This window comes from Noviluteimonas lactosilytica (assembly GCF_020866925.1).
GTDB lineage: Bacteria > Pseudomonadota > Gammaproteobacteria > Xanthomonadales > Xanthomonadaceae > Noviluteimonas > Noviluteimonas lactosilytica.
In genome coordinates, this window is the sequence record NZ_JAJGAK010000001.1 from 656340 (window position 1) to 680439 (window position 24100).

Annotated in this window: 27 protein-coding genes; 18 read left to right on the plus strand and 9 right to left on the minus strand. The window is 68.6% G+C overall.

Annotation, left to right across the window (positions count from 1 at the left end):
• Positions 1-2: 2 nt before the first annotated feature.
• Positions 3-950, minus strand: a complete 948-nt coding sequence (locus LK996_RS03285; RefSeq protein ID WP_230525727.1) for a cation diffusion facilitator family transporter — start codon at positions 948-950, stop codon at positions 3-5.
• Positions 951-1064: 114 nt separating this feature from the next.
• Between LK996_RS03285 and LK996_RS03290 the strand changes: the two genes are divergently transcribed.
• The 6 genes from LK996_RS03290 to LK996_RS03315 all read left to right on the plus strand — a co-directional run bounded on the left by LK996_RS03290 (position 1065) and on the right by LK996_RS03315 (position 7822).
• Entirely contained in the window at positions 1065-1649 is a 585-nt protein-coding gene (locus LK996_RS03290) for a GNAT family N-acetyltransferase (protein WP_230525728.1), read from the plus strand.
• A gap of 199 nt (positions 1650-1848) precedes the next feature.
• A complete protein-coding gene (gene mfd / locus LK996_RS03295) occupies positions 1849-5346 on the plus strand; it encodes a transcription-repair coupling factor (protein WP_230525729.1) in 3498 nt (1165 codons plus the stop codon).
• Between the two features lie 15 nt (positions 5347-5361).
• Positions 5362-5811: a DUF3592 domain-containing protein gene (locus LK996_RS03300; RefSeq protein WP_230525730.1), complete on the plus strand. Its 450-nt coding sequence runs from the start codon at positions 5362-5364 to the stop codon at positions 5809-5811.
• Positions 5811-6473, plus strand: coding sequence for a deoxyribonuclease V (gene nfi, locus LK996_RS03305; protein WP_230525731.1), 663 nt, complete (start codon positions 5811-5813; stop codon positions 6471-6473). Before LK996_RS03300 ends, nfi begins: the two co-directional genes overlap by 1 nt.
• A gap of 70 nt (positions 6474-6543) precedes the next feature.
• Entirely contained in the window at positions 6544-6942 is a 399-nt protein-coding gene (locus tag LK996_RS03310) for a hypothetical protein (protein ID WP_230525732.1), read from the plus strand.
• 19 nt (positions 6943-6961) lie between these two features.
• Positions 6962-7822 carry a pirin family protein gene (locus tag LK996_RS03315; protein WP_230525733.1) on the plus strand — a complete coding sequence of 287 codons (861 nt, stop codon included), beginning with the start codon at positions 6962-6964 and terminating at the stop codon, positions 7820-7822.
• Positions 7823-8021: 199 nt separating this feature from the next.
• Here the strand turns inward: LK996_RS03315 and LK996_RS03320 are convergent, their stop codons facing one another.
• The 5 genes from LK996_RS03320 to LK996_RS03340 form a co-directional block, all read right to left on the minus strand.
• Positions 8022-8873 carry a pirin family protein gene (locus LK996_RS03320; protein ID WP_230525734.1) on the minus strand — a complete coding sequence of 284 codons (852 nt, stop codon included), beginning with the start codon at positions 8871-8873 and terminating at the stop codon, positions 8022-8024.
• 111 nt (positions 8874-8984) lie between these two features.
• Entirely contained in the window at positions 8985-9569 is a 585-nt protein-coding gene (locus tag LK996_RS03325; RefSeq protein ID WP_230525735.1) for a class I SAM-dependent methyltransferase, read from the minus strand.
• Positions 9566-11740: a bifunctional 23S rRNA (guanine(2069)-N(7))-methyltransferase RlmK/23S rRNA (guanine(2445)-N(2))-methyltransferase RlmL gene (gene rlmKL, locus LK996_RS03330; RefSeq protein ID WP_230525736.1), complete on the minus strand. Its 2175-nt coding sequence runs from the start codon at positions 11738-11740 to the stop codon at positions 9566-9568. The genes LK996_RS03325 and rlmKL overlap by 4 nt, the downstream gene beginning before the upstream one ends.
• A gap of 1 nt (position 11741) precedes the next feature.
• A complete protein-coding gene (locus LK996_RS03335; protein WP_230525737.1) occupies positions 11742-12269 on the minus strand; it encodes an alpha/beta hydrolase in 528 nt (175 codons plus the stop codon).
• Positions 12266-12808, minus strand: a complete 543-nt coding sequence (locus tag LK996_RS03340) for an MOSC domain-containing protein (protein WP_230525738.1) — start codon at positions 12806-12808, stop codon at positions 12266-12268. Before LK996_RS03340 ends, LK996_RS03335 begins: the two co-directional genes overlap by 4 nt.
• Before the next feature lie 60 nt (positions 12809-12868).
• Between LK996_RS03340 and LK996_RS03345 the strand changes: the two genes are divergently transcribed.
• From LK996_RS03345 to LK996_RS03365, 5 genes are read left to right on the plus strand one after another with little or no spacing between them, the layout of a single operon-like run.
• Positions 12869-13444, plus strand: a complete 576-nt coding sequence (locus LK996_RS03345; RefSeq protein WP_230526821.1) for an N-acetylmuramoyl-L-alanine amidase — start codon at positions 12869-12871, stop codon at positions 13442-13444.
• Entirely contained in the window at positions 13441-14313 is an 873-nt protein-coding gene (tesB, locus tag LK996_RS03350) for an acyl-CoA thioesterase II (RefSeq protein WP_230525739.1), read from the plus strand. The genes LK996_RS03345 and tesB overlap by 4 nt, the downstream gene beginning before the upstream one ends.
• A gap of 1 nt (position 14314) precedes the next feature.
• Positions 14315-15205: a hypothetical protein gene (locus tag LK996_RS03355; RefSeq protein WP_230525740.1), complete on the plus strand. Its 891-nt coding sequence runs from the start codon at positions 14315-14317 to the stop codon at positions 15203-15205.
• Between the two features lie 34 nt (positions 15206-15239).
• Positions 15240-16412: an RNA polymerase sigma factor gene (locus tag LK996_RS03360; protein WP_230525741.1), complete on the plus strand. Its 1173-nt coding sequence runs from the start codon at positions 15240-15242 to the stop codon at positions 16410-16412.
• Positions 16413-16461: 49 nt separating this feature from the next.
• Entirely contained in the window at positions 16462-17208 is a 747-nt protein-coding gene (locus tag LK996_RS03365; protein WP_230525742.1) for an arginyltransferase, read from the plus strand.
• 89 nt (positions 17209-17297) lie between these two features.
• On the opposite strand, the gene LK996_RS03370 is transcribed toward LK996_RS03365, so the two are convergent.
• The gene (locus LK996_RS03370) at positions 17298-17711 is read right to left on the minus strand and encodes a hypothetical protein (protein WP_230525743.1); all 414 of its coding nucleotides are present in this window, start codon (positions 17709-17711) and stop codon (positions 17298-17300) included.
• Between the two features lie 4 nt (positions 17712-17715).
• Positions 17716-18921 (minus strand): formate-dependent phosphoribosylglycinamide formyltransferase, encoded by a 1206-nt coding sequence (gene purT / locus LK996_RS03375; protein WP_230525744.1) that lies wholly within the window; start codon positions 18919-18921, stop codon positions 17716-17718.
• An 83-nt stretch (positions 18922-19004) separates the two neighbouring features.
• On the opposite strand from purT, the gene LK996_RS03380 reads away from it, so the two are divergent.
• From LK996_RS03380 to LK996_RS03410, 7 genes are all read left to right on the plus strand, one after another.
• Entirely contained in the window at positions 19005-19910 is a 906-nt protein-coding gene (locus LK996_RS03380; protein ID WP_230525745.1) for an SdiA-regulated/phytase-like domain-containing protein, read from the plus strand.
• A 118-nt stretch (positions 19911-20028) separates the two neighbouring features.
• The gene (locus LK996_RS03385) at positions 20029-20892 is read left to right on the plus strand and encodes an SPFH domain-containing protein (RefSeq protein ID WP_230525746.1); all 864 of its coding nucleotides are present in this window, start codon (positions 20029-20031) and stop codon (positions 20890-20892) included.
• Positions 20892-21086: a type II toxin-antitoxin system antitoxin gene (locus tag LK996_RS03390; protein WP_230525747.1), complete on the plus strand. Its 195-nt coding sequence runs from the start codon at positions 20892-20894 to the stop codon at positions 21084-21086. The genes LK996_RS03385 and LK996_RS03390 overlap by 1 nt, the downstream gene beginning before the upstream one ends.
• A complete protein-coding gene (locus LK996_RS03395) occupies positions 21073-21252 on the plus strand; it encodes a hypothetical protein (RefSeq protein ID WP_230525748.1) in 180 nt (59 codons plus the stop codon). The genes LK996_RS03390 and LK996_RS03395 overlap by 14 nt, the downstream gene beginning before the upstream one ends.
• A 14-nt stretch (positions 21253-21266) precedes the next feature.
• A complete protein-coding gene (locus LK996_RS03400; protein WP_230525749.1) occupies positions 21267-21461 on the plus strand; it encodes a hypothetical protein in 195 nt (64 codons plus the stop codon).
• 21 nt (positions 21462-21482) lie between these two features.
• Positions 21483-22280, plus strand: a complete 798-nt coding sequence (locus LK996_RS03405; protein ID WP_230525750.1) for a M15 family metallopeptidase — start codon at positions 21483-21485, stop codon at positions 22278-22280.
• The gene (locus LK996_RS03410) at positions 22273-23337 is read left to right on the plus strand and encodes an acyltransferase family protein (RefSeq protein ID WP_230525751.1); all 1065 of its coding nucleotides are present in this window, start codon (positions 22273-22275) and stop codon (positions 23335-23337) included. The genes LK996_RS03405 and LK996_RS03410 overlap by 8 nt, the downstream gene beginning before the upstream one ends.
• A gap of 63 nt (positions 23338-23400) precedes the next feature.
• On the opposite strand, the gene LK996_RS03415 is transcribed toward LK996_RS03410, so the two are convergent.
• On the minus strand, positions 23401-24090 hold the full coding sequence (locus LK996_RS03415) for a DNA-3-methyladenine glycosylase family protein (RefSeq protein WP_230525752.1): 690 nt from the start codon (positions 24088-24090) through the stop codon (positions 23401-23403).
• Positions 24091-24100 lie beyond the last annotated feature (10 nt).

The window sequence follows — 24100 nt, forward strand, 5'->3', positions numbered from 1 at the left end:
TATCAAGGCGCCGATGCCGCGTAATCCTGGTCCGTGCCGCCAGTTCCTTCCATCTCCGGCTCGAAGAAACTCCACCGCACCGTCGGGAAGCGTTCCTTCATCCCCGTCTCGATCTCGTTGATCCCGTCGATCATTTCGCGCGGCGTCCCGGTGTCGCGCATCTCCGCGTGCACCGACACCATCATCTCGGTGCCCAGCTGCAGCGTGATCAGGCTGCGCACGCGCGCGATCTGCGGACGCGACTCCAGGTATTCGCGGATCGCCTGCTGCGTGTGCCAGTCGACGCTCTGCCCGATCAGCAGCGCCTTCACTTCGACCGCGACGAATACCGCGACGACGATGAGCAGCCCACCGATCATGATGCTGCCCAGCGCATCCCACATCGGGTCACCGGTGATCACGGCGAGCATCACGGCAACCAGCGCGAACACCAGGCCCAGCAGCGCAGCGAGGTCCTCGCCGAAGATCACGACGAGTTCGGCCTGGCGGCTCTCGCGGAACCAGCGCCACAGCGAACGATCGCCGCGCGACTTGTTCACTTCCTGCATGCACGCACGCATCGACACGGATTCGGCGATGATGCCGAACGTCAGCACGCCTGCGGCCCAGGGCCAGTTCGCCAGTTTCCCGGGATGCGAAAGTTTGTGGATGCCCTCGTACAGGCTGAACATGCCGCCGACCGAGAACAGCATCAGCGCGACGAGGAACGACCAGAAATAAATTTCCTTGCCGTAACCGAGCGGGTAATCCGGCGACGGCGGCCGCTTGGCCTGCTTCATTCCCAGCAGGAGCAGCAACTGGTTGCCGCAATCGGCGAGCGAGTGGACCGTCTCGGCGATCATCGCGCTGGAATTGGTGAAATACGCGGCCACGCCCTTGGCGCAGGCAATCGCGAAATTCGCCCCGAGGGCGAAGAAGATGGCGCGGGTGGAGTCGCCGGAGCCTGCCATGGCGTTGGGTTACATGAATGGGAATGGCCTGCGAGTCTAACTTGGGCATGCGAACGCCCGTGTCGTCGCCCGTCGTAGAGCCAAGCTTCACTTCGCCTCTGGCATGGTCGCTGAATGGCGGCCCGCAACCGACTCCCTCCGTGGCACGAGCAGATCCGGCTCAGCAATGGCCGTGAAGTGCTCATCCGACCGATCCGGCCCGCCGATGCGGACCCGCTGCGGCAAGGCTTCGCCCTGCTCGAGCCCGACGAGATCCGCCAGCGCTTCCTGCATGCGGTGCGTGAATTGACGCCGGAAATGGCCGACAAACTCGCCCGGCCCGATGCCAAGCGCGAGTTCGCGCTGGTCGCGGCCGAGCCGCTCCCGCCCGGCGAAGCGCTGGTCGGCGCGGTCGCCCGCGCCTCGATCACCGAGTCGGGCCGCGAAGCGGAGTTCGCGATCCTCGTCAGCCATTACATCGCCGGCCTCGGCCTGGGTCGCCACCTGATGCGCCGCCTCGTGCGCTGGGCGAAGGGCCGCCGCCTCGAACGCCTGTGCGGCGACGTGCTCGAACACAACCAGCCGATGCTGGCGCTGGCGCAGTCGCTGGGCTTCCGTCGCGAACAGACGGACGAGCCGGGATTGGTGCGCGTGGTGCTGGATCTGCAGCCGGGGCGCGGGACGCATGTGCATGATCACGACGAGCCGCAGGCTGCATAACGCAAGCGCGGGAAACGGGAAACAAGGAGCGGGAAACGGGAGATCGAAGTGCGCTTCGGTTGTCGGGAATGCGCGCCGAAGCGAACGCTGATTTCCCGTTTCCCGCTTTTCGTTTCCCGTTTCCCTCACCGGCTACACTTCCCTCCCCTCCCGCTGGCCGCACCCGCGTCCCGGCGGTGCTCTCCTTTTCGCGCCCCGCATGACCGACACCAACTTCCCCGCCCCGCCCCTTCCCCGCGCCGGTCACGCGCGCGCATGGTGGCGCGCGCCCGCGTCCGGGTCGGCGCTCGCCTTCCACATCGCACGCGCGGCGCGTGCGCACGACGGTCCGCTGCTCGCGATCGCGAAGGACAACCACGGCGCGCACCAGCTCGAAGCGGACCTGCGCACGCTGCTCGGCGACGACGACGCATTGCCGGTGCTGCCGTTCCCCGATTGGGAAACGCTGCCCTACGATCAGTTCAGCCCGCACGCCGACATCGTGTCGCAGCGCCTCGCCGCGTTGCTTCGCCTGCCCGCGTTGAAGCGCGGCATCGTCGTGGTGCCCGTGCAGACGTTGTTGCAGCGCGTCGCGCCGGTGCGTTACGTGATCGGCAATACCTTCGACGTGCGCGTGGGCCAGACGCTCGACCTCGACGCGGAAAAGCGCCGCCTCGAATCCGCCGGCTATCGCCACGTGCCGCAGGTGTTCGACCCGGGCGACTTCGCGGTGCGCGGCGGCCTGCTCGACGTGTATCCGATGGGCGCGCACGAGCCCTATCGCGTCGAACTCTTCGACGACCAGATCGATTCGATCCGCGCCTTCGATCCGGAATCGCAGCGCTCGCTCGACAAGGTCGACGCGGTGCAACTGCTGCCGGGCCGCGAAGTGCCGCTCGACGATGAAGCGCGCAAGCGTGCACTGGATGCGTTGCGCGATCGCTTCGACATCGACACGCGGCGCAGCGCGCTGTTCCAGGATCTGAAAGCAGGCCTGGCGCCCGCTGGCATCGAGTATTACCTGCCGCTGTTCTTCGAGGCCACGCGCAACGAAGGTACGAGCGCGACGCTGTTCGAATACCTCGGCGACCGCATGCTGCCGGTCGTGTGCGACGGCGCGCTCGCGTGCGCCGATGCGTTCTGGACGCAGACCGCCGAACGCTACGAGCAGCGCCGCCACGACATCGAACGCCCGCTGCTGCCGCCGACCGAGTTGTACCTCTCGCCCGATGGATTGCGCGAACGCCTCAATGCGCGTCCGCGCATCGACGTGCTCGGCCGCGAAGAAGCGAAGGGCGAGCAGGCGCACGCGCTCGGCGACCAGCCCGCGCCCGACGTGCCGGTCGCCGCGCGCGAAGCTGGCGCCGGTGCGCTGCAATCCTTCCTGTCGACGTATCCGGGCCGCGTGCTGATCGCCGCGGATTCGGCGGGCCGTCGCGAAGCACTGCTCGACGTGTTGCACGCCGCGGGCCTGAAGCCGGACGTCGTCGCCGGCTGGCATGCGTTCCTCGCCGGCGACACGGGCTTCGCGATCGCGGTCGCGCCGTTCGAGGACGGCTTCGCACTCGATGCGGAGATCGCGGGCGGCAAGCCGCTCGCGGTGCTCACCGAACGCCAGCTGTTCCCCGAACGCGCTTCGCAGCCGCGCCGCCGCAAGCGCGCGGGCCGCGAACCCGAACAGATCATCCGCGACCTCGGCGAACTCACCGAAGGCGCGCCGATCGTGCACGAAGACCACGGCGTCGGTCGCTATCGCGGGCTGATCACGCTCGAGGCCGGCGGCACGCCCGGCGAATATCTCGAGATCGAATACGCGAAGGGCGATCGCCTGTACGTGCCGGTCGCGCAACTGGATCGCATCTCGCGCTACTCCGGCGCGTCGCCCGAAACCGCGCCGCTGCATTCGCTCGGCGGCGAGCAATGGACGAAGGCGAAGCGCAAGGCCGCGGAGAAAGTCCGCGACGTCGCCGCCGAATTGCTCGAAATCCAGGCCAAGCGCCAGGCGCGCGCGGGCATCGCGCTGGATCTCGATCGCGCGATGTACGAACCGTTCGCGGCGACCTTCCCGTTCGAGGAAACGCCGGACCAGCACGCGGCGATCGAAGCGGTGATCCGCGACCTGTCCTCGTCGCAGCCGATGGACCGCGTGGTGTGCGGCGACGTCGGTTTCGGCAAGACCGAAGTCGCGGTGCGCGCGGCGTTCGTCGCCGCGGCAGCGGGCAAGCAGGTCGCGGTGCTCGTGCCGACGACGCTGCTCGCCGAGCAGCACTACCGCAACTTCCGCGATCGTTTCGCCGACTGGCCGATCAAGGTCGAAGTGCTCTCGCGCTTCAAGAGCACGAAGGAAATCAAGGCCGAAATCGACAAGCTCGGCGAGGGCAAGATCGACGTCATCGTCGGCACGCATCGCCTGTTGCAGAAGGATGTGCGGTTCAAGGATCTCGGCCTCGTCATCGTCGACGAAGAGCAGCGCTTCGGCGTGCGCCAGAAGGAAGCGCTGAAGGCGCTGCGCGCGAACGTGCACCTGCTGACGCTCACCGCCACGCCGATCCCGCGCACGCTCAACATGGCGATGGCCGGCCTGCGCGACCTGTCGATCATCGCCACGCCCCCCGCGCATCGCCTCGCCGTGCAGACCTTCGTCACGCCATGGGACGGCGCACTCCTGCGCGAAGCGCACCAGCGCGAACTCGCGCGCGGCGGCCAGGTGTACTTCCTGCACAACGACGTGGAGACGATCGGACGCATGCAGCGCGACCTGCAGGAACTCGTGCCCGAGGCGCGCATCGGCATCGCGCACGGACAGATGCCGGAGCGCGAACTCGAAAAAGTGATGTTCGACTTCCACAAGCAGCGCTACAACGTGCTGCTGTGTACCACCATCGTCGAGTCGGGCATCGACATTCCCAACGCGAACACCATCGTGATGAACCGCGCCGACAAGCTCGGCCTGGCGCAGATGCACCAGTTGCGCGGCCGCGTCGGGCGTTCGCACCATCGCGCGTATGCGTATCTCGTCGTGCCGGACAATCGCAGCATCACCAGCGATGCGCGCAAGCGCCTGGATGCGATCGCATCGATGGACGAACTCGGCGCCGGCTTCACGCTCGCCACGCACGATCTCGAAATCCGCGGCGCGGGCGAACTGCTCGGCGAGGACCAGAGCGGGCAGATGGCCGAAGTCGGCTTCAGCCTGTACACCGAACTGCTCGAACGCGCCGTGCGTTCGATCCGCCAGGGCAAGCTGCCCGACGAAGATCCTTCGTTCGAGCGCCAGGGCGCGGACGTCGTGCTCAACGTGCCTGCGCTGATCCCCGACGATTACCTGCCCGACGTGCACGCGCGCCTGACGCTGTACAAGCGCATCAGCAGCGCGCGTTCGCCCGAGGAATTGCGCGATCTGCAGGTGGAGATGATCGATCGCTTCGGCTTGCTGCCCGATGCGGCCAAGCACCTGTTTGCGATCGCCGAACTCAAGCTGCAGGCCACGCGCATCGGCATTCGCAAGATCGACCTGGGTCCCGGCGGCGGGCGCCTGCAATTCGAGGCCAAGCCCGACGTCGATCCGCTGACGGTGATCCAGTTGATCCAGAAGCAGCCGCAGCACTACGCGATGGACGGCCCCGACAAGCTGCGCCTGAAGCTGGAGTTGCCCGATGCGGCCGCGAGGGTGCAGGCTGCGCGTGGGCTGCTGACCGCGTTGCAGCGGGCGGCCTGACAGGGGGATTTTCGAATGCTCACCATGGCGCAATGGACGCTCCTCGCCGCGCTCGCGCAGTTCGCGCTGGCCAGCTACGAGGCGTGGCGCATCCACATGGGCCTCGCCTCGCGGCAATGGCCGCAGGTGATCGGCAAGGTCGGCAAGGTGTGGCAGGAAGACGACTTCGTGCAGGACGTCGGCGACAACGAAGGCACGCATTCGGTGCATGCGCGTTACCGCTACCAGGTCGGCGCGCGATGGTACGACGGCAAGCGCTTGAGTTACGGCGTCACCGACCGGATCCGGTTCAACGAAGCGCTCGACCTGATGCACGGCCTGCGCGCGGGCACCGACGTCGACGTCTACTACGATCCGGACAATCCGCGGCGCGCGGTGTTGTTCCCCGGCAGTTCGACGGGGAACGTGGTGCTGCTCGCGACATGGATCGTCGGCGCGGTCCTGACGATGTGGTTCGCCTCGTGATGTCGACGCACGAGCCCAGCCCGCTGGATCCGTGGGACGGCACGCCCGCGCACGCGCGCGCGATGCAGGACATGCTCGCCCGCCGCGTGATCGTGCGCGACGGTTTCCGCAAGCCGCCGCGCCTGGTCGCCGGTGTCTCGGTCGCGATGGAAGACGACGGCACGCGCACGCGCGCGGTCGCGGTGCTGGTCGATCCCGAATCGCTCGACCTAATCGACGCGCAGATCGCGCACGTGTCGGCGACGACGAAATACGTGCCGGGCTTCCTGTCGTTCCAGGTGATGCCCGCGTTGCTGCGCGTGCTCGACATGCTGCCGCACATGCCCGACCTCGTGCTGGTGGACGGCGACGGCATCGCGCATCCGCAACGCTTCGGCCTGGCTTCGCACTTCGGCGTGGTGACGGGCCTGCCGACGATCGGCGTCGGCCAGAAACTGCTGCTCGGCACCGCCGCGGACCTGCACCAGGTGCGCGGCGCCTACACGCCGCTGCGCGAACACGGCGAACAGATCGGCTGGGTGTTGCGCAGCAAGCCCGAAGTCGCGCCCGTCATCGTGTCGCCCGGCCATCGCGTGGCGATGGCGTCGACGGCCGACATGGTGATGAAGTTCACCGCCGACGAGCGGATGCCTGAACCGCTATTGCTGGCGCAACGCTTCTAGAACGCTGCGGGCCGCGCACCGTCACGAAGGCGGCGCTAGACTCGACGGCCTCGCAAACGGAGCTTGCCGCATGATCCGCACGACCCTTGCCGCAGTGATCGCGGCCGCCGCCCTGACCGCCTGCGCCAGTTCGGCGGCGTCATCCGAGGACAGCGCGATGCGCACGATCGCCACCGGCACGAGCACGACGATGCAACAAGGCGAAACCGTGCGCCTGCCCGATGGCGCGACGCTGCGCTTCGTCGCCGTGCCGCAGGATTCGCGTTGCCCGCCGAACGCGCGTTGCATCCGCGCGGGCGATGCGGACCTCGAATTTGTCTTCGCGATCGCCGGCGGTCCGCAGGCGACCGTGAAGGCCAATCTCCCCGAAGCGCCGTCGAAGAACATGGGCGCATGGCGCCTGACCGTCGAAGACCTCGCGTTCGAAGAACGTCCCCCCGTCACGTTGCGCATCGATCCTGCGAACTGACCCCTACGAGACCACGCGCATGACCACGCTCGTCGCTCCCCGCATCCACGATCTCGGCGGTTTCGAAGTGCGCCGCGCCGTGCCGTCGATCCAGGCGCGCAGCGTCGGTCCGTTCGTGTTCGTCGACCACATGGGCCCCGCGTTGTTCGAACCGGGCCGCGGCATCGACGTGCGGCCGCATCCGCACATCGGGCTGGCGACGGTGACGTTCCTGTGGGCAGGCACGATCACGCATCGCGACACGCTCGGCAGCGTGCAGGACATCCGCCCCGGCGACGTCAACTGGATGACCGCCGGCCGCGGCATCGCGCATTCCGAGCGCACGCCCGCGGGCACGCGCGAAGCGCCGCATCCGTTGCACGGCATGCAGACGTGGGTCGCGTTACCGAAGTCGCACGAGGAAGTCGAGCCGGCGTTCTACCACCACGCCGCCGATTCGCTGCCGTTGATCACGCAGCCCGGCGTCACCCTGCGCGTGATCGCGGGCCGCGGCTTCGGCCACGAATCGCCGGTGAAAGTGTTCGCCGGCACGTTCAACGTCGCGGTCGACATGGCGCCCGACGCGGAACTCGACGTCGACACGACCGCCGTCGAGCGCGCGATCTACGTGCTCGAAGGCAAGCTGCAACTCGACGGCGCCGACATTCCCGCGCAGCACCTGGTGGTGCTCGACCGCGGCGCGCGCCACAAACTGCGCGCGAACAGCATCGTCAAGGCGATGCTCTTCGGCGGCGAACCGCTCGATGCGCCGCGGCACATGTGGTGGAACTTCGTGTCGTCCTCGAAGGACCGCATCGAGCAGGCGAAGCAGGATTGGCTCGACGACAAGTACGGCAAGATCGAAGGGGAGACGGAGTTCATTCCGTTGCCCGATCGCTGAGCGGGAAGGCGGGAAACGGGAAACGGGAAACGGGAAACGAAGAGCGGGAAACGGGAGGAAAGACCAGCTTCGGCCGACAGACCTGCGAGCCGAATCGAAAGCAACTCTCCCGTTTCCCGCTCCTCGTTTCCCGCTCCTCGTTTCCCGCTCCTTGTTTCCCGCTCCTTGTTCCCCGTTTCCCGTTTCCCGCTCTTACGCCTCAAAACTTCCCTTCCTGGAAATCCACGAACGCCTGCATGATCTCTTCCTTCGTGTTCATCACGAACGGGCCGTAACGCGCCACGGGTTCGCGCAGCGGGCGACCGGCGACGAGGATCAGTCGCGCGCCGTCGGCACCCGACGACACCGCGAACGTTTCGCCACCGCCAAGCACCGCGAGTTCCTGCGTCGCGAGCGGGCGCTTGTCTTCGCCGTCGCCGACATCGGCGCTTCCTTCGAACACATACGCGAACGCGTTGTGGCCTTCGGGCAACGGGTGCGCCCACGATGTATTCGGCGCGAGCGTGATGTCGAGGTACACGGGCGACGTGGCCGGCTGCACGATCGGGCCGCGCACGTCGCCGACGCTCCCTGCGATCACCTTGACTTCGACACCGGCAGCGGGCGTCGCGACCGGGATGCGATCCGGTGCGAACTCCTGGTACTGCGGCGCGTCCATCTTGTTCGTCTTCGGCAGGTTCACCCACAACTGGAAGCCGCGCATGCGGCCTTCCTGTTGCTCAGGCATCTCGCTGTGCACGAGGCCGCGACCGGCGGTCATCCACTGCACGCTGCCCGGCACGAGCAGGCCTTCGTTGCCGTGGTTGTCGCGATGGCGCATGCGGCCGTCGAGCATGTAGGTCACCGTCTCGAACCCGCGGTGCGGATGATCGGGGAAACCGGCGAGGTAGTCCTCGGCCTTGTCGGTGCCGAACTCGTCGAGCATCAGGAACGGGTCCAGCATGTCGAGCTGGGGCGTGCCGATGACGCGCGTGAGCTTCACGCCCGCGCCGTCGGACGCAGGCATGCCGCGAAGCTTGCGGGCCACGCGGGCGTAGGACTGGGTGGACATGGGACACCTCCTTCGTTGCGAAGCTGGAACAGTGGCGGCGATGCGCGCGCGTTGCCAGTGCCGCCGATGGAACGCAGGGTTGTGGCCGGTCCGGTGCGTGGTGCGCGAGACTTAGGCTGCGCGCTCGTACACGTAGACCGTCGCGGGCGGCACGTTGCGCAGCACGAAGTCGCCGCGATGCACGACCAGGCCCAGCGATTCCTGCACCGATTCGGCGACCGGCGGTTGCGCGCCGTAGGTGAACTGGATGAAGCGGCCGCCCGGCCGCAGGCTGGCGAAGGCCTCGAACAGGATTTCCTGCTGCGTCTCGACCGGCATCGCGAGCAGGCCGAGGCCGGAGATGATCGCGTCGACCGGCCCTTGTCCGAGGAACCCGCAACGCGCGGCGACGGCGCGCAGGTCGCGCGCGTCGCCGAGCGCGACGCGCACCGCGGGAAAGCGTTCGTGCAGGTGTTCGTGCAGTTCTTCGCTGAGTTCGACGACGAGCAGGTTGTCGCCGCGCACACCGTGCGCGAGCAAGGCGCGCGTCAGCGCGCCGGTACCGCCACCGAGTTCGATCACGCGCTGCGCGCCCTTGGGAAGTTCGGCGAGCATCGCCATCGCCAGTTCGCGGCTCGACGGCACGACGGCGGCCGTGCGCAGCGGATCGCGCAACCACTGGCGGAACAAGGCCCACCAGTTTCGCGCCGCGCTCATCCGCGTGCGTCCATTCCCAGGCGCCGCATGCGCCAGCACTTGTGGATGCGGGCGTTGCGCTCGAAATCCGGCGGGATCGTCGCCGGCGTCACGTCCTCGATCGACGCGATGTCCGACAGCGCTTCTTCGTCGAGGCGGAAGCGGCGGAAGTTGTTCGAGAAGTACAACGCGCCGCCCGGCGCCAGGCGCATCAGCGCGGCGCGCAGCAGGCGCACGTGTTCGCGCTGCACGTCGAAGTCGGCGGCGCGCGCGGAGTTCGAGAACGTCGGCGGATCGCAGAAGATCAGGTCGTAGTCCCCGCGGTCGGCGAGCAGCCATTGCATCGCATCGGCCTGTACGAGGCGGTGACGGCCGCCGCCGATGCCGTTCTCCTGCAGGTTGTCGGACAACCACTGCAGGTAGGTGCCGGACAGGTCGACGCTGGTGGTGCTCGACGCCCCGCCCTTCGCGGCCTGCACGGTCGCCGCGCCGGTGTAGCAGAACAGGTTGAGGAAGCGCTTGCCGCCGGCTTCGCGCGCGAACTGCAGGCGCAGCGGCCGGTGGTCGAGGAACACGCCGGTGTCGAGGTAGTCGAACAGGTTCACGCGCAGGCGCGCATCGCCTTCGCGCACGACGAGCGTTTCGCCGCGGCGATCGAAGCGGCCGTACTTGCTGCCGCCCTTGCCGATGCTGCGCGTCTTCAGCGCGATGCGTTCCTTCGGCAAGCCGAAGACTTCGCGCGCGGCGGCGAGCAGTTCGTTGAGGCGCTTGCGCGTGGTGGCTTCCGGAATCTCGGCGGGCGCGGCGTATTCCTGCACGTGCAGCCATTGTTCGCGCTGCTCGCCCGTTAACGTCGGGGCTGCGATGTAGACATCGATCGCGGCGGCGTACTCGGGCAGGTCCGCGTCGTAGGCGCGGTAACAATCGACGCCCTCGCGTTCGCGCCAGGCCTTGAGCTTCTTCAGGTTCTTGCGCAGGCGGTTGGCGACCATCTGCGCGCCTTCCGACAACGCCGGCGTGTCGGTCGCGCGTTCGCGATGCGGCGGCGCGACGGGGTCGCAGACGATCAGCGTGCACTCGATCGCGCCGTTGAAGAGCTGGTAACGCTTGTTCGCGCGCAGGCCGGTGGCGCGCGCGAGTTCGTCGTCGCCGCACAGCAGGCTCGCGCGCCATTCGGGCACGTTGCGGCGCAGCGCGTCGCCGAGTGCGCGATACAGCATCGGATCGGCGGCCAGGCGCGCGTCGTACGGCGGATTGCAGACGACGAGGCCGCGCGCCCCGGCGTCGGTCGCGTGCGTGAGCGATTCGACGGGCGCCGCGCGCAGGTCCATCACGTGCGCGACGCCGGCCGCGTGCGCGTTGCCGCGCGCGGCTTCGAGGATGCGCAAGTCGATGTCGCTGCCGAAGAACGCCGGGCGCAGCGCGAGCAGCCCCGCGTCGCGCCGGCGTTCCGCGTCTTCGACCATCGTCTTCCATCCGGCGACGTCGAACCCGCGCCACCGCGTCGGCGGCAACGCGCCGTGGCTTTGCAGGCCCGGCGCGACGTCGGCCGCCATCAACGCCCCTTCGATCAGCAGCGTGCCGCTGCCGCACATCGGATCGAGCAGCGCGCCACCGTCGCGATACACCGCCGGCCACTGGCCGCGCAGCAACACCGCGGCCGCGAGGTTTTCCTTCAACGGCGCCTCGCCCTGCGCGCGGCGCCAGCCGCGACGATGCAGCGGACCGCCGCCGAGATCGATCGACAGCGTCGCGCGCCCCTTGCGCACGACGAGGTTGAGGCGCACGTCCGGCGATTCGACATCGACGTCGGGACGCGCACCGGTCTTCTGGCGCAGCACGTCGACGACCGCGTCCTTCACGCGTTGCGCCGCGTAACGCGCGTGCGTCAACGCATCGCCCGAGACGTGCGCGTCGACCGCGAGCGTGTGCCCCGGCCCGAGGTGCGCTTCCCAATCCACCGCCGCGGCGCCCGCGTACAACGCGTGTTCGTCCGCGCAATCGAATTCGGCGATCGGCCACAGCACGCGGCTCGCCAGGCGCGAGAACAACACCGCGCGCTGCGCATCGGCCAGCGTGCCTTCGACGTTCGCGCCCGCCATCGTCGCGGTCGCGCGCTCGCAACCGAGCGCGAGCAGTTCGTCGGCGAGCAGGTACTCGAGTCCCTTGCCGCAGCTGGCGAAGAATTTCATGTCAGAGCTTCGCGAGCAGCGCCGCGAAGGCCTCCGCGCTGGTGTCGACGTTCTCCGACAGGCGATGTCCGTCGTCGACGAGCAGCAGCGACGCGCGGCGCATGTGCGCCCAATTGATGACGTCGCCCGCGGGAATCAGGTCGTCGTCCCAACCGTGGATGATCGACGTCGGCACCATCGCCGCATCGATCGGATGCGCGGCGTTGAGCGCGATCGGCGGCGCCATCAGGAACAGGCCCGCGACCGGCACCTGCAACGACACGTGTCCCGAGATCCACGCACCGAGGCTCGAGCCGGCGAGCACCAGCGGGCCCTTCGCCGCGGCCGCCTGCGCGAGGCCGAGCAGGCGTTCGAGGCGCGCGGCGACGTCGCCGAGATCGCTCACCTCGCGGCGCCCGTCGAGATCGGTGAAGTCCGGGCGTTCGCAGGTCCAGCCGTAATGCTCGGCGACCACCGCGAGCGCGGTGACCTTGGTCGCATCGGGGCCGCTTTCGAAGCCGTGGGAAAGAATGCAATGGCCGCGCATCAATCGTCGTCCCTGATGTCGTCAGTGATGATGTCTTCCGTGAGTTCGAGTGCCGACACGGGATCGCCGACGCGGAACGCGCCGCCTTCGACGATCCGCGCGCACAACCCGCCCATGCCGCGCATCGCGTTGAACCCGCCCGGACCCAGCGCTTCTTCCATGCGCGAGCACGGATCGCAGGTGTCGGTGCCTTCGAGCACGACGTCGCCGATGCGGAACCGCCGCCCCTTCAACGCAAGCAACGGAATGCCGGACACGACGACATTCCGGCGAAGCAACGCGGGCGCGACCGCATCGTGGCCCGCGAGCGCCGCGATCGCAGGCAGGTGCTCGGCCTGGATCAGCGTGACGCCGCGCTTGCCGCTGCCGCCCGCGTAGCGATCGCCGACCAGGCCTGCGCCGGTCTTCGCTTCGACCGACTCGGCCGCGCGCATCGCGACGTCGCGCTTCGGCCGCAGGCCGATCCACTCGACGCGACCGGCGCGCGGCAGCGTCGCCATCAGGCGACCGAGCGCGGAACCGGGGGGTGGGATCGTCGCCATGGGGGTCGCGGACGCAATGGGGGGAAACCCGCGAATGCTAGCATCGCGGCCATGCTGCCCATGCCTCCACCCGCCCTCGACCTCATCGTCGAAACGCAGCCGCTGCCCTACGAAGCGCGGCTCGAAGCGCGCCCGCGCGCGCAGATCGACCTCGTCGTCGTCCACTGCACCGAGCTGCCCGACCTCGCCACCGCGCGCGAATTCGGCGAGCGCGTGCTGTACGCGGGATCCGGCACGGGCAACAGCGGCCACTACTACATCGACCGCGACGGCAGCGTGCACCTGTGGGTGTCGCCCGAGCGCGTGGCGAACCACACGCGCGGCTACAACCCGCGTTCGATCGGCGTCGAACTCGTGAACACCGGGCGCTACCCGCACTGGCTGCACGCCGCGCACCAGGCGATGGACGAGCCGTACACCGAAGCGCAGATCGTCGCGCTGGTCGCGCTGCTGCAGTCGCTGGTGGACGAATATCCGTCGCTGCGTTCGATTGCCGGCCACGAAGACCTCGACACGACGACGGTGCCGGCGGAAGACGATCCGACACGGCAAGTCCACCGCAAGCGCGACCCGGGCCCGTTGTTCCCGTGGCATCGCATCCTCGACGCGACCCCCCTCAAGCGCCTGACGCCATGACCGCCCCCGTTTCCGAACTCATCGAACTGCTCTCGCTCGAACGCCTCGAAGACAACCTCTTCCGCGGGCAGAGCCGCGACATCGGCACGAAGTACGTGTTCGGCGGACAGGTGCTCGGCCAGGCGCTGTCGGCCGCCCAGGCCACGCTGACCGAACCGCGCAGCGCGCATTCGCTGCACGCGTACTTCCTGCGCGCGGGCGACATCGAACATCCGATCGTCTACAACGTGGAACGCACGCGCGACGGCGGCAGCTTCTCGGTGCGCCGCGTCACCGCGATCCAGCACGGGGAAACGATCTTCTTCCTCGCAGCGTCCTTCCAGCGCGTCGAAAGCGGCCAGGCCGAGCATCAACTCTCGATGCCCGAAGTACCGCGGCCCGAGGACATCGCCCCGACGCCCGACCCTTCGCCCGAGCAACTCGCGAAGCTGCCGGTCAAGGTGCAGCGCTGGTTGTCGCGGCAGGGGCCGTTCGAGTTCCGCCACGTGTATCCGCGCGACGAGCTCAATCCGCCGAAGCGCCCGCCGTATCAGCAAGTGTGGTTCAAGCTTTCCGAACGCGTGGGCGATGCGCCGGAGCTGCATCGCGCGTTGCTCGCGTACGCATCCGACTTCCACCTGCTCGGCACGGCGACGTTCCCGCACGGCATCAGCTATTACCAGCCGAACGTGTTGATGGCCTCGCTCGATCACGCGCTGTGGTTCCATCGCCCGTTCCGCGCGGACGAATGGCTGCTGTATTCGATCGACAGCCCGAGTGCGCAGGACGGTCGCGGCCTCGCGCGCGGCCAGGTCTTCGATCGCAACGGGAAGCTTGTCGCGAGCACCGCGCAGGAAGGCCTGATCCGCGTGACCGCGAAGGAAAGCTGACATGCGGCAGGTGTTTTCGAGCGCGCGCCTGGAGAACGTCGAAGGCATCGCGAAGATGCTGGAGGAACACGGCATCGAGGTGCGCATCACGCATGGCCGTTCCTACAAGGGCGGCTGGGGCGGACGGCGCACGTATCGCGATGAAGAGCGCGGTGGACCGCTGCCCGCGGTATGGGTGATCAAATCGGAAGACCAACCGCTCGCGCGACAGTTGTTGCGCGATGCGGGCTTGCTCGACACCACGCGCGGCGGCAGCGACAGCTATCTGCCGGACGCGTCGATCCATGGCGGCGGTGGCGGAGAAGTTCGTGTCGCGACGCCGACGCGGCGTGCGTTCCGATACAAGATCGGATTGCTGATCGCGATCGTCGTGGCGGTCGCACTGGCGTGGATGGCGTCGTCGCGCATGGGCAAGACGCCGACGACGACGCAGGCGCCTGCGGCAACTGCGCCCGCTGCGACTTCGACCGGTGCGCTCGCTGCATCGGCGACCGTCGCGCCCGCGATCGCCGCGCCCGCCGAGGTCGACCCGGTTCCCAACGCCTACCCCGTCGACACACCGCCCGCGCTCGCGACGACGCTCGCCGCGGTCGAACTCGCGACGCACGCCACGCCCGTCGCGTGCCTGCGCATCGACGGCACGCCCGCGACGCCCGACATCACCGCGACGCTGCCGAAGACCACGCGCTTCGAGTGCACCGACGTCGCCGATGCGCAGGTGCTGGTCCTCGACGTGCGCGGCTATCGCACCGACGGTTCGGGCACGGGCACGGTCGAGTTGGCGGTCACCAGCGCCGCTCCCTCGGGCCAGGCCACGACCCAGGTCCGCACGCTGCTGGTGCGCCGGACCGAGCTGCAGTGGCGCGTGCTGCGCGTGCTGTCGGTCCGCTGAGTCACATTCCACGCGCGGCGACGTCACGGTTGGCATGGACACCACCATCGACCAGCTGATCCGCCTCGAACTCCCCGCCGCCCGCGACGGGGACCGCGCCGCCTACGGGCGCATCGTCGCCGCCTGCCAGAACACGGTCACCGCGATCGCCCTGGCGATCGTGCGCGACGTGCCGAGCAGCGAAGACATCGCGCAGGACGCGTTCCTCAGCGCGTGGCAACACCTGCGCCGCCTGCACAACGCCGACAGCTTCCTGCCGTGGCTGCGCCAGATCACGCGCAACCTCGCGCGCGATCACCTGCGTGCGAACAAGCGCGCGCCGTTTCGCGTCGACTTCGCGTCCAGTGACCGCATGGAGGCAGCGATCGCATCCGCCGCCGACCCCGCGCCATTGCCGCCCGATGCGCTGATCGACGAAGAGCGCACGCGCGCGGCGGCCGAACTGATCTCCGCGCTGCCGACGGAAAGCCGCGAAACCCTGTTGCTGTTCTATCGCGAAGGCCAGAGTTCGCAGCAGGTCGCGACGTTGCTCGGCCTGACGGATGCGGCGGTGCGCAAGCGTTTGTCGCGCGCGCGCCAGATGGTGCGCGACGACCTGCTCGCACGTTTCGGCGAGTTCGCACAGTCCTCCGCACCCGCTGCGGGCTTCGCGACGATCGTGACGAGTGCGCTGGTGCTGGCGAGCCCTCCCGCCGCGGCCGCCGGCATCTTCGGGACGGGGACCGCGGCCGCTGCCGGCGTCGGCGCGAAGGCGGTGATCAAGGCCTTCGCGGGCGCGGCGATCGGGATCGGCCTGGCGCTCTTCGTCGTGTACGCGGCGATCCGCATGGAGCTCACGAAGCAACTCAAGGGCGCGGTGGATGCGGAAGAACGCAAGGCGCTGAAACGATCGGCCGCGATCAACACACTCGCGTCGGTCGGCTACATCGTGGGGCTGTTCTGGGTCACGCACGACACGCAGGGATGGATTCCTTCGGTCGTCACGACGTGCTTGTTCATGGGCACGGTGTTCTGGCAGACGGCGGTCGTCCAGCCGCGCGCGATGGCGCGCCGCCATGCGCTCGAAGCCGCCCGCGACCCCATCGGCGCCGCGCGTCGGCGACGCAGCGAACGCTGGAAGTGCTGGCTCGGCATCTCGTGCGGCGTCGTGGCCGGATTCGGCGGGCTGCTCGCGGGACTCGTGGGGTCCGGGCGCCTGACCTTCTGAACACGAGCTTCAACAACGCCTTCGCATCCGATGGCGCTATGCTCGGGCCATGGGCGCCAACAACACCCCGGACCAGGACGAACTTCGCGTCTTCCACACCGGCGACCACGCGTGCGGCTATTGGCCCACGCGCATCGCACGCGATCTCGTGCTCGATCCGCGCGACCCGCGCATGCCCAACCTCTATCCGATGGCGCTGGGCTGGGGATTCCGCCGGTCGGGCGACATCGTGTACCGCCCGCATTGCCAGGGATGCCGCGCGTGCGTCGCGGTGCGCATCCCGATCGACCAGTTCGTCCCCGACCGCAGCCAGCGTCGATGCCTGGTGCGCAACGCCAACGTCGAAGCGCGCGTCGTGCCGGCCGAACGCACCGACGAGCAACTCGCGCTCTACCAGCGTTACCTGCGCGCGCGTCATCGTGGCGGCGGAATGGATGAGCATGGCGGCGTGGAGTTCGACCAGTTCCTGATCGGCAGCTGGTCGCACGGCCGCTTCCTCGAACTGCGCGAACGCAGCGTCGAAGGCAAGGGCCCGGGACGGCTGCTGTCGGTCGCGATCACCGACGTCGTCGAGAACGCGTTGTCCGCCGTGTACACGTTCTTCGAACCCGACCTCCCCGAACGCGGCCTCGGCACACTGTCGCTGCTCAAGCAGATCGAGTGGGCGAAACGCGACCACCGCGCGCACCTGTACCTCGGGTACTGGATCGAAGGCCACGACAAGATGGACTACAAGCGGCGCTTCCGGCCGCTGGAGGCCTTCGACGGGCGCGGGTGGCGCGCCATGCCCGTTTGAGGTCTGCGCGGAAGCGGGATAAAAAGCAAGAACAGGGGTCAGAGCACTATTTCGCGCACGAAATAGTGCTCTGACCCCTGTTTCTCCGCTCAGCCTTCGGGCGGCAGGTCGGTTCGCTCGGCTTTCTCGACCGCGGGCGCTTCGCCCGACTGCGGCACCGCCTGCGTCGGCGTCTGCGGCGCGGGCGCGCTGCCCGCGACAGGCGGCAGCACGGCCATCAACGCGGGAGCGACGCGCGGCGCGAAGCCGAACGACGCGTCGCTGCGCGCCGACACGACCATCTTGACCATGCTCTGCGGGAACATCAGCTCGAGCGCGACCGTGCGTCCGTCCTGCGTCTGTGCCTGGATCGTCAGCTCGATCAGCGAACCGGCCGTGTCGATCTCGTTGCACAGCAGGTGCGGGCCGCCCGGCCCTTCGCGCAGGTAGGGCTTGATCGCGTCGCCCAGCGCTTCGAGCGCCTGGTCGAACAGGTAGACGACGTAGCCTTCGGATTCGTTCATCGACTCATTCTTCCAGACGGACCGTGATCGCTGCAGCGGCATCGCGTGCGCGGATGCGCGCATCGTCGAGGTCGCGCCCGCGTGCGAGCGTCACCGCGACGCGGCGATGGCCCGCCACGCGCGGCTTGCCGAACAGGCGCAGCGCCGTGTCGGGTTCGCGCAACGCGTTGCCGACGTTCCCGAACACCGGCACGCCGTGGCCTTCGGCGACGATCGCGCACGACGCGGTCGGACCGAGTTGGCGAATGGCGGGGATCGGCAGGCCGAGGATCGCGCGCGCGTGCAGCGCGAACTCGCTCAGATCCTGCGAGGCGAGCGTCACCAGGCCGGTGTCGTGCGGGCGCGGCGAGACTTCGGAGAACCACACTTCGTCGCCCTTCACGAACAACTCGACGCCGAACACGCCCCATCCGCCGAGATCGTCCGTCACCGCCTTCGCGATCTCCTGCGAGCGCTGCAACGCTTTCGTCGACATCGGTTGCGGCTGCCAGCTTTCGCGATAGTCGCCGTCGCGCTGCAGGTGGCCGATGGGATCGCAGAAGCTCGTGCCGTCGACGTGGCGCACGGTGAGCAGCGTGATTTCGTATTCGAAGTCGACGAAGCCTTCGACGATCACGCGGCCCGCGCCGGCGCGGCCGCCGGTCTGCGCGTACTCCCACGCGCGGTCGATGTCGTCCTCGGTGCGCAGCGTGCTCTGGCCGTGGCCCGAGGAAGACATCACCGGCTTCACCACGCACGGCAATCCGATTTCGCGCACGGCGGCGCGATAGTCGTCGAGCGTGTCGACGAACTGGTACGGCGACGTCGGCAGTTGCAGCGTTTCCGCGGCGAGGCGGCGGATGCCTTCGCGATCCATCGTCAGGCGCGCGGCGCGCGCGGTCGGGATCACGCGCAGGCCGCCGTGCGCACCGGCGCGTGCTTCGTCTTCGATCGCGACCAGCGTGGGCGTGTGGATCGCTTCGATCTCCGGCACGACGATGTGCGGGCGTTCGCGTTCGATCAGCGCGCGGATCGCGGCGCCGTCGAGCATGTCGAGCACGTGGCTGCGATGCGCGACCTGCATCGCGGGTGCGTTCGCGTAGCGATCGGCGGCGATGACTTCCACGCCGAAACGCTGCAGTTCGAGCGCGACTTCCTTGCCGAGTTCGCCCGAGCCGAGCAGGAGCACGCGCGTGGCGTGCGGGGACAACGGGGTGCCGATCATGGGCATCGGACGCAGGTCTCGCTGGCGGGCGCACAGTGTACCCGCGGGGCCGCGCGGGCCGCTTTCGACATGTGCGAAGCTGCGCGCCCATGCGCCTGCGCACCGCCCTCGCCGCCCTCGGCCTGTCCTGCCTGCTCGCCGCGTGCGGCGGCGGCGACGAGCGCCCGCGACCGCGCCTGGCCGGCCTGATCCTCGACGGCGCGCTCGACGAAACGAGCGGCCTCGCCGCATCGCCGACCCATCGCGACACCTTGTGGCTGTTGCAGGACGGCGGCAACGGCCCCTACGTGCATGCAATCTCGAAGCGTGGTTCGCGCATCGCGACATTGCGCGTGGAAGGCGTGCGCAACACCGACTGGGAAGACCTCGACGCATTCGCATGGCGCGACGGACGCTGGCTGCTCATCGCCGACACCGGCGACAACGGCGGCCTGCGTCGCACGCTGCAATTGCACGTCGTGCCCGAGCCGGAGAAGCTCGCCGATGGCGCCACGTTGCGGCCCGCGTGGTCGATCGCGTTCCGCTGGCCCGACGGCCCGCGCGATTGCGAAGCCGTCGCGGTCGACCCGAACGCCAACGAAGTGCTGCTGATCTCGAAGAAGCGAAATCCCGCGCAGTTGTTCTCGGTGCCGTTGCGGCCCACGCGCGGCGTGGCGACCGCACGATTGCTCGCGACGCTCGCGCCGCCGGCCGACGCGACTCCGACATCGACCCAGGCCGACGCGCGTCGCGACGCACTGGGCCGACAGGTGACGTCGGCCGGACTTTCGCCCGACGGCCGCACGCTCGCGGTGCTCACCTACGACCGACTGTTGCTGTATCCGCGCAGCGAAGGCGAATCGTGGGCGCGAGCGGTGTCGCGTCCGCCACGCACGCAAGCGCTACCGTGGCTCCACCAGGCCGAAGGTCTCGCGTGGATGCCCGACGGCAAGGGGCTGATCGCGACCGGCGAGTTCAGTCCCGCGCCGCTGGTCTGGTTGCCCGCCAACCCCTGAGCCCGCGACCCCCCACTTCGGGGACGACGCGCCGTTCGTCGCCTGTCGCTTGCGGCGACTGATATCACAGTGATATCACTTACTGGCACCCCAATCCCGGGGTCCAGCGAGGCCTTTGATGAAAGAGAACCCCATCCGTTCCGCCGCCGGCATCCCCATGTTGCTTGCCCTGCTGGTGGCGCTGCTCATCGGCGCATACCTGTGCTTCAACGGGGTCCGCACCGACGCGCCGGCATGGATCGTGGCCGGCCTGCTCGTCAACGTCGTCGCCTTCGTCTGCCTGTTCGGCCTGTACATGGTCGAGCCCAACCAGGCGGCGGTGGTGAGCCTGTTCGGCAAGTACGTCGGCACCGTCAAGGAAAACGGCCTGCGCTGGAACAACCCCTTCTATTCCAAGCGCAAGGTCAGCCAGCGCGTGCGCAACTTCGAGAGCGGCAAGCTCAAGGTCAACGAACTCGACGGCAGCCCGATCGAGATCGCCGCGGTGATCGTGTGGCAGGTCGTGGATTCGGCCGAAGCCGTGTTCAACGTCGACGACTACGAGAGCTTCGTGCACATCCAGTCCGAGTCGGCGCTGCGCGGCATGGCGACCAGCTTCCCGTACGACCAGCACGAGGAAGGCCAGTTGTCGCTGCGCAGCCATGCCGCCGAAATCAGCTCGCACCTGCAGCAGGAGTTGTCCGATCGCCTGGCCGACGCCGGCGTGCAGGTGCTCGACGCGCGCATCAGCCACCTCGCCTACGCCCCGGAAATCGCGCAGGCGATGCTGCAGCGCCAGCAGGCCAACGCGATCATCGCCGCGCGCACGCGCATCGTCGCCGGCGCCGTGAGCATGGTCGAAATGGCCCTGGCCGAGTTGCAGAAGAACGATGTCGTGAAGCTCGACGAAGAGCGCAAGGCGCAGATGGTCAGCAACCTGTTGGTCGTGTTGTGCGGCGAGCGCGGTACGCAGCCGATCGTCAACACGGGCACGCTGTACTGATGGCCGAGAAGAAGGCCTATCCGCTGCGCATCAACGCCGACGTGCTCGGCGCCGCGCAGCGATGGGCCGACGACGAACTGCGATCGCTGAACGCGCAGATCGAGTACGTGTTGCGCGACGCGCTGCGCAAGGCGGGGCGCCTCCCGGCGCCGCCGCCGTCGAAGGACGAGGAGGAAGACAATGGCCGCGGGTGATCGCTGGAACTACGTGGTGGAAGTGAAGCCGGGCTTCATGGGGCTGTCCCGGGAGGCCGTGCAGGAAAAGCTGGTGCAACTCGGCCTGCAGGGCTGGGAACTCGTGAGCGTGGTGCAATCGCATCCGTTCAAGGCCGTGCAGCTCTACCTCAAGAAGCCCATCTGAACAGGAGGCGCGCAGTGAACGCTGCATCGCATCGTCCCTTCACCACCGTCGCGGCGGCGGTCTTCACCATCGTCGCGCTGCTGCAAGCCTGGCGAGCGTTCGCCGGCATCCCGCTGGACATCGGCGGCACGGCGATTCCCGTCGCCGCATCGTGGGTGGCGGCCATCGTCGCTGGCGCCCTCGCCTTCTGGGGCTGGCGCACGCGCTGAGCGCGTCGGTACCCTTGGCGGATGCGCAACGTCGCCAGGGTACTGCTCAACACGCCGGACATCGAAGTGTGGCCCGGCGGCCTGCTGCGCGCGCGCAGCAACCATGACGCACGCGTGCTCTCGCGCGCCACGCGCGTGCTGCGCCGCAAGCGCGACGGCCGCTATCTCGCCGCGGAGTTGCCCGAAGGCCTGATGCCGATCGTGGAGCGGCTGACGCGCGAGGACGGCATCGACGCCGCGCTCGACGCGCTCGAGGCCTTCGCCCCGCACGAACGCGCCGGGCTCGAACGCGTCCGCGATCTCCCCCTCACCCGCCTGCGCGAACGCCTCGACCTGCTCGGCATCGACGACGACTACGCGCAGCGCACCGGCCTGCCGCTGGTCGCCGAACCCGATCGCCTCGACTTCGCGGGGTTCGATCGATTCCGCCGCCCGCTGTGGCTGCTGCCGGGTGCCGCACGCGCCTGGCTGCACATGCAGGCCGAGGCGATGCGCGACGGCGTCGTGCTCGAATCGATCAGCGGCTATCGCTCGCACGATTACCAACTCGGCATCTTCGAACGCAAGCTCGCGCGCGGGCTCACCGTCGACGAGATCCTCCAGGTCAACGCCGCGCCGGGCTACAGCGAACACCACGGCGGTCGCGCGCTCGACATCGGCACGCCCGACGAACCGCCGGCGGAGGAATCGTTCGAACAGACCGCGGCGTTCGAGTGGTTGCAGCGCAACGCCGAGGGACACGGCTTCGTGCTGAGCTACCCGCGCGACAACCCGCACGGCATCGTCTACGAACCCTGGCACTGGTGCTGGCGTGGCTGAAGTCGCGGGGCCGCGCACCATCGCGCACGCCTGGGACTCCGGGCGCAACCACTTCAACATCCTTCGACTGGTCGCCGCGTGGCTGGTCATCTACGGGCATGCGTGGCCGATCACCGGATCCCCGGGCGGCGACCTGATCGGCAAGTTCACGACGATCAAGTTCGCCGGCGCGGTCGCCGTCGACGTGTTCTTCGTCGTCAGCGGGTTCCTCATCGCGGCGAGCCTGCAACGCAACAGCGTGCGCGGCTACCTCGCCTCGCGCGCGTTGCGCATCGTGCCCGCGCTGGTGGTGTGCGTCGCGCTGACGGTGTTCGTGCTCGGGCCGTTGTTGACGACTTCGCCCGACTACTGGCGCGCGCCGGAAACGTGGCGCTACCTGTGGTCGAACGCGACGCTGTGGCGCGCGGAATTCTTCCTGCCCGGCGTGTTCTCGACGCTGCCGCAGACCGCGGCGAACGGCTCGTTGTGGACGCTGCCGATCGAAGCGCGCCTGTACATCCTGCTGCTCATCGCCTCGATGCTCGGCGCGCTGACGACGAAGCGCTATCTCGTGCCGTGGCTGCTCGCGTTGTTCGGCGCAGCGGTCTTCGCCTGGTGGCGCGCGCCGCTGCCGGACTGGGTCGAGAACGACATCTGGTGCGCCGCGTTCTTCATCACCGGCACGGCGTTGTGGCTGTATCGCGACCATGTGCGGCTGTCGTGGATACCGGTCGCGGTGTTGTTCGTGCTGGCGGCGCTGACGCGCGGTACGCCGTGGTTCGTGGCGCCCTACTTCATGCTCGTGTGCTACGGGACGCTGTGGATCGCATTCTCGAAGGCGCCCGCGCGCATGGCGCACCACGACTTGTCGTATGGGCTCTACTTGTATGGATGGCCCGTCGCGCAGGTCGTGCAGACCTTCTCGCCGGGCGGTCCGTTGCACAACGTGTTGTGGACGACGCTGATCGCGCTCGCGCTCGCGGCGATGTCGTGGTTCCTCGTCGAGCGGCCCGCGTTGCGGGCGAAGCGGCGCTTCGGCACGCGTACGCCGCAGGCATCGCCGGCGAAGGCTGGGTAGCCCGCTTGGTTGCGCTACGCCTTCCTGGTGTAACCGCCCGCAACCAGCACATGGCTTCCGCGACTACCCCTGCGACCGCTTCACCGGCTTCGCGGTCGGATCGCGTTTGGCTTCCGTCGCCGCATCGGCAATACGCCACAGATAGAGGCTCGCATACGTGCGATACGGCCCCCACTTCTCGCCGCGCGCGAGCAACACCTTCGGCGTCGGAACTTCTTCGAGCTTGTCCACGATCTGCGCGCCCTTGCGCACGCCGAGGTCGTCGACGGGCAGCACGTCGGGGCGGCCGAGGCGGAACATCAGCATCATCTCCACCGTCCAGCGACCGATGCCGCGGATCGGCACGAGCGCGTCGATGATCGCGTTCTCGTCCATCGTCGCCATCTGCCGCAGCGTGGGAATCTCGCCGCGTTCTTCGCGCGCCGCGAGATCGCGCAGCGCGAGCGTCTTGTTGCCCGACACGCCGCACGCGCGCAGCGCAGGGTCGTCGACGCGCGCGAGCGTGTCGCAGTGGAAGCGGTTGTTGTCGATCGCGACTTCCACGCGGCCGACGATCGTCGCCGCGGCCTTGCCGCTCAACTGCTGGTAGAGGATCGCGCGCGCGAGTGCATCGACCGGATCGAAGGGCTTGCGCCAGCGCGGATCGGGCTCGATCGGGCCGATGCGTTCCATCCACTTGCCGAGCTTGCGGTCGCGTTTGGCCAGATGCGCCCACGCCGCTTCGGTATCGAAACCACGAGAGACCCGCGCCATCGCGCCTCCT

Excerpts from the sequence above, each read along its gene's own strand:
- LK996_RS03285 (WP_230525727.1), bottom strand. The coding sequence starts at position 950 with ATGGCAGGCTCCGGCGACTCCACCCGCGCCATCTTCTTCGCCCTCGGG.
- LK996_RS03290 (WP_230525728.1), top strand. The coding sequence starts at position 1,065 with ATGGCGGCCCGCAACCGACTCCCTCCGTGGCACGAGCAGATCCGGCTC.
- mfd (WP_230525729.1), top strand. The coding sequence starts at position 1,849 with ATGACCGACACCAACTTCCCCGCCCCGCCCCTTCCCCGCGCCGGTCAC.
- LK996_RS03300 (WP_230525730.1), top strand. The coding sequence starts at position 5,362 with ATGCTCACCATGGCGCAATGGACGCTCCTCGCCGCGCTCGCGCAGTTC.
- nfi (WP_230525731.1), top strand. The coding sequence starts at position 5,811 with ATGTCGACGCACGAGCCCAGCCCGCTGGATCCGTGGGACGGCACGCCC.
- LK996_RS03310 (WP_230525732.1), top strand. The coding sequence starts at position 6,544 with ATGATCCGCACGACCCTTGCCGCAGTGATCGCGGCCGCCGCCCTGACC.
- LK996_RS03315 (WP_230525733.1), top strand. The coding sequence starts at position 6,962 with ATGACCACGCTCGTCGCTCCCCGCATCCACGATCTCGGCGGTTTCGAA.
- LK996_RS03320 (WP_230525734.1), bottom strand. The coding sequence starts at position 8,873 with ATGTCCACCCAGTCCTACGCCCGCGTGGCCCGCAAGCTTCGCGGCATG.
- LK996_RS03325 (WP_230525735.1), bottom strand. The coding sequence starts at position 9,569 with ATGAGCGCGGCGCGAAACTGGTGGGCCTTGTTCCGCCAGTGGTTGCGC.
- rlmKL (WP_230525736.1), bottom strand. The coding sequence starts at position 11,740 with ATGAAATTCTTCGCCAGCTGCGGCAAGGGACTCGAGTACCTGCTCGCC.
- LK996_RS03340 (WP_230525738.1), bottom strand. The coding sequence starts at position 12,808 with ATGGCGACGATCCCACCCCCCGGTTCCGCGCTCGGTCGCCTGATGGCG.
- LK996_RS03345 (WP_230526821.1), top strand. The coding sequence starts at position 12,869 with ATGCCTCCACCCGCCCTCGACCTCATCGTCGAAACGCAGCCGCTGCCC.
- tesB (WP_230525739.1), top strand. The coding sequence starts at position 13,441 with ATGACCGCCCCCGTTTCCGAACTCATCGAACTGCTCTCGCTCGAACGC.
- LK996_RS03355 (WP_230525740.1), top strand. The coding sequence starts at position 14,315 with ATGCGGCAGGTGTTTTCGAGCGCGCGCCTGGAGAACGTCGAAGGCATC.
- LK996_RS03360 (WP_230525741.1), top strand. The coding sequence starts at position 15,240 with ATGGACACCACCATCGACCAGCTGATCCGCCTCGAACTCCCCGCCGCC.
- LK996_RS03365 (WP_230525742.1), top strand. The coding sequence starts at position 16,462 with ATGGGCGCCAACAACACCCCGGACCAGGACGAACTTCGCGTCTTCCAC.
- LK996_RS03370 (WP_230525743.1), bottom strand. The coding sequence starts at position 17,711 with ATGAACGAATCCGAAGGCTACGTCGTCTACCTGTTCGACCAGGCGCTC.
- purT (WP_230525744.1), bottom strand. The coding sequence starts at position 18,921 with ATGCCCATGATCGGCACCCCGTTGTCCCCGCACGCCACGCGCGTGCTC.
- LK996_RS03380 (WP_230525745.1), top strand. The coding sequence starts at position 19,005 with ATGCGCCTGCGCACCGCCCTCGCCGCCCTCGGCCTGTCCTGCCTGCTC.
- LK996_RS03385 (WP_230525746.1), top strand. The coding sequence starts at position 20,029 with ATGAAAGAGAACCCCATCCGTTCCGCCGCCGGCATCCCCATGTTGCTT.
- LK996_RS03390 (WP_230525747.1), top strand. The coding sequence starts at position 20,892 with ATGGCCGAGAAGAAGGCCTATCCGCTGCGCATCAACGCCGACGTGCTC.
- LK996_RS03395 (WP_230525748.1), top strand. The coding sequence starts at position 21,073 with ATGGCCGCGGGTGATCGCTGGAACTACGTGGTGGAAGTGAAGCCGGGC.
- LK996_RS03405 (WP_230525750.1), top strand. The coding sequence starts at position 21,483 with ATGCGCAACGTCGCCAGGGTACTGCTCAACACGCCGGACATCGAAGTG.
- LK996_RS03415 (WP_230525752.1), bottom strand. The coding sequence starts at position 24,090 with ATGGCGCGGGTCTCTCGTGGTTTCGATACCGAAGCGGCGTGGGCGCAT.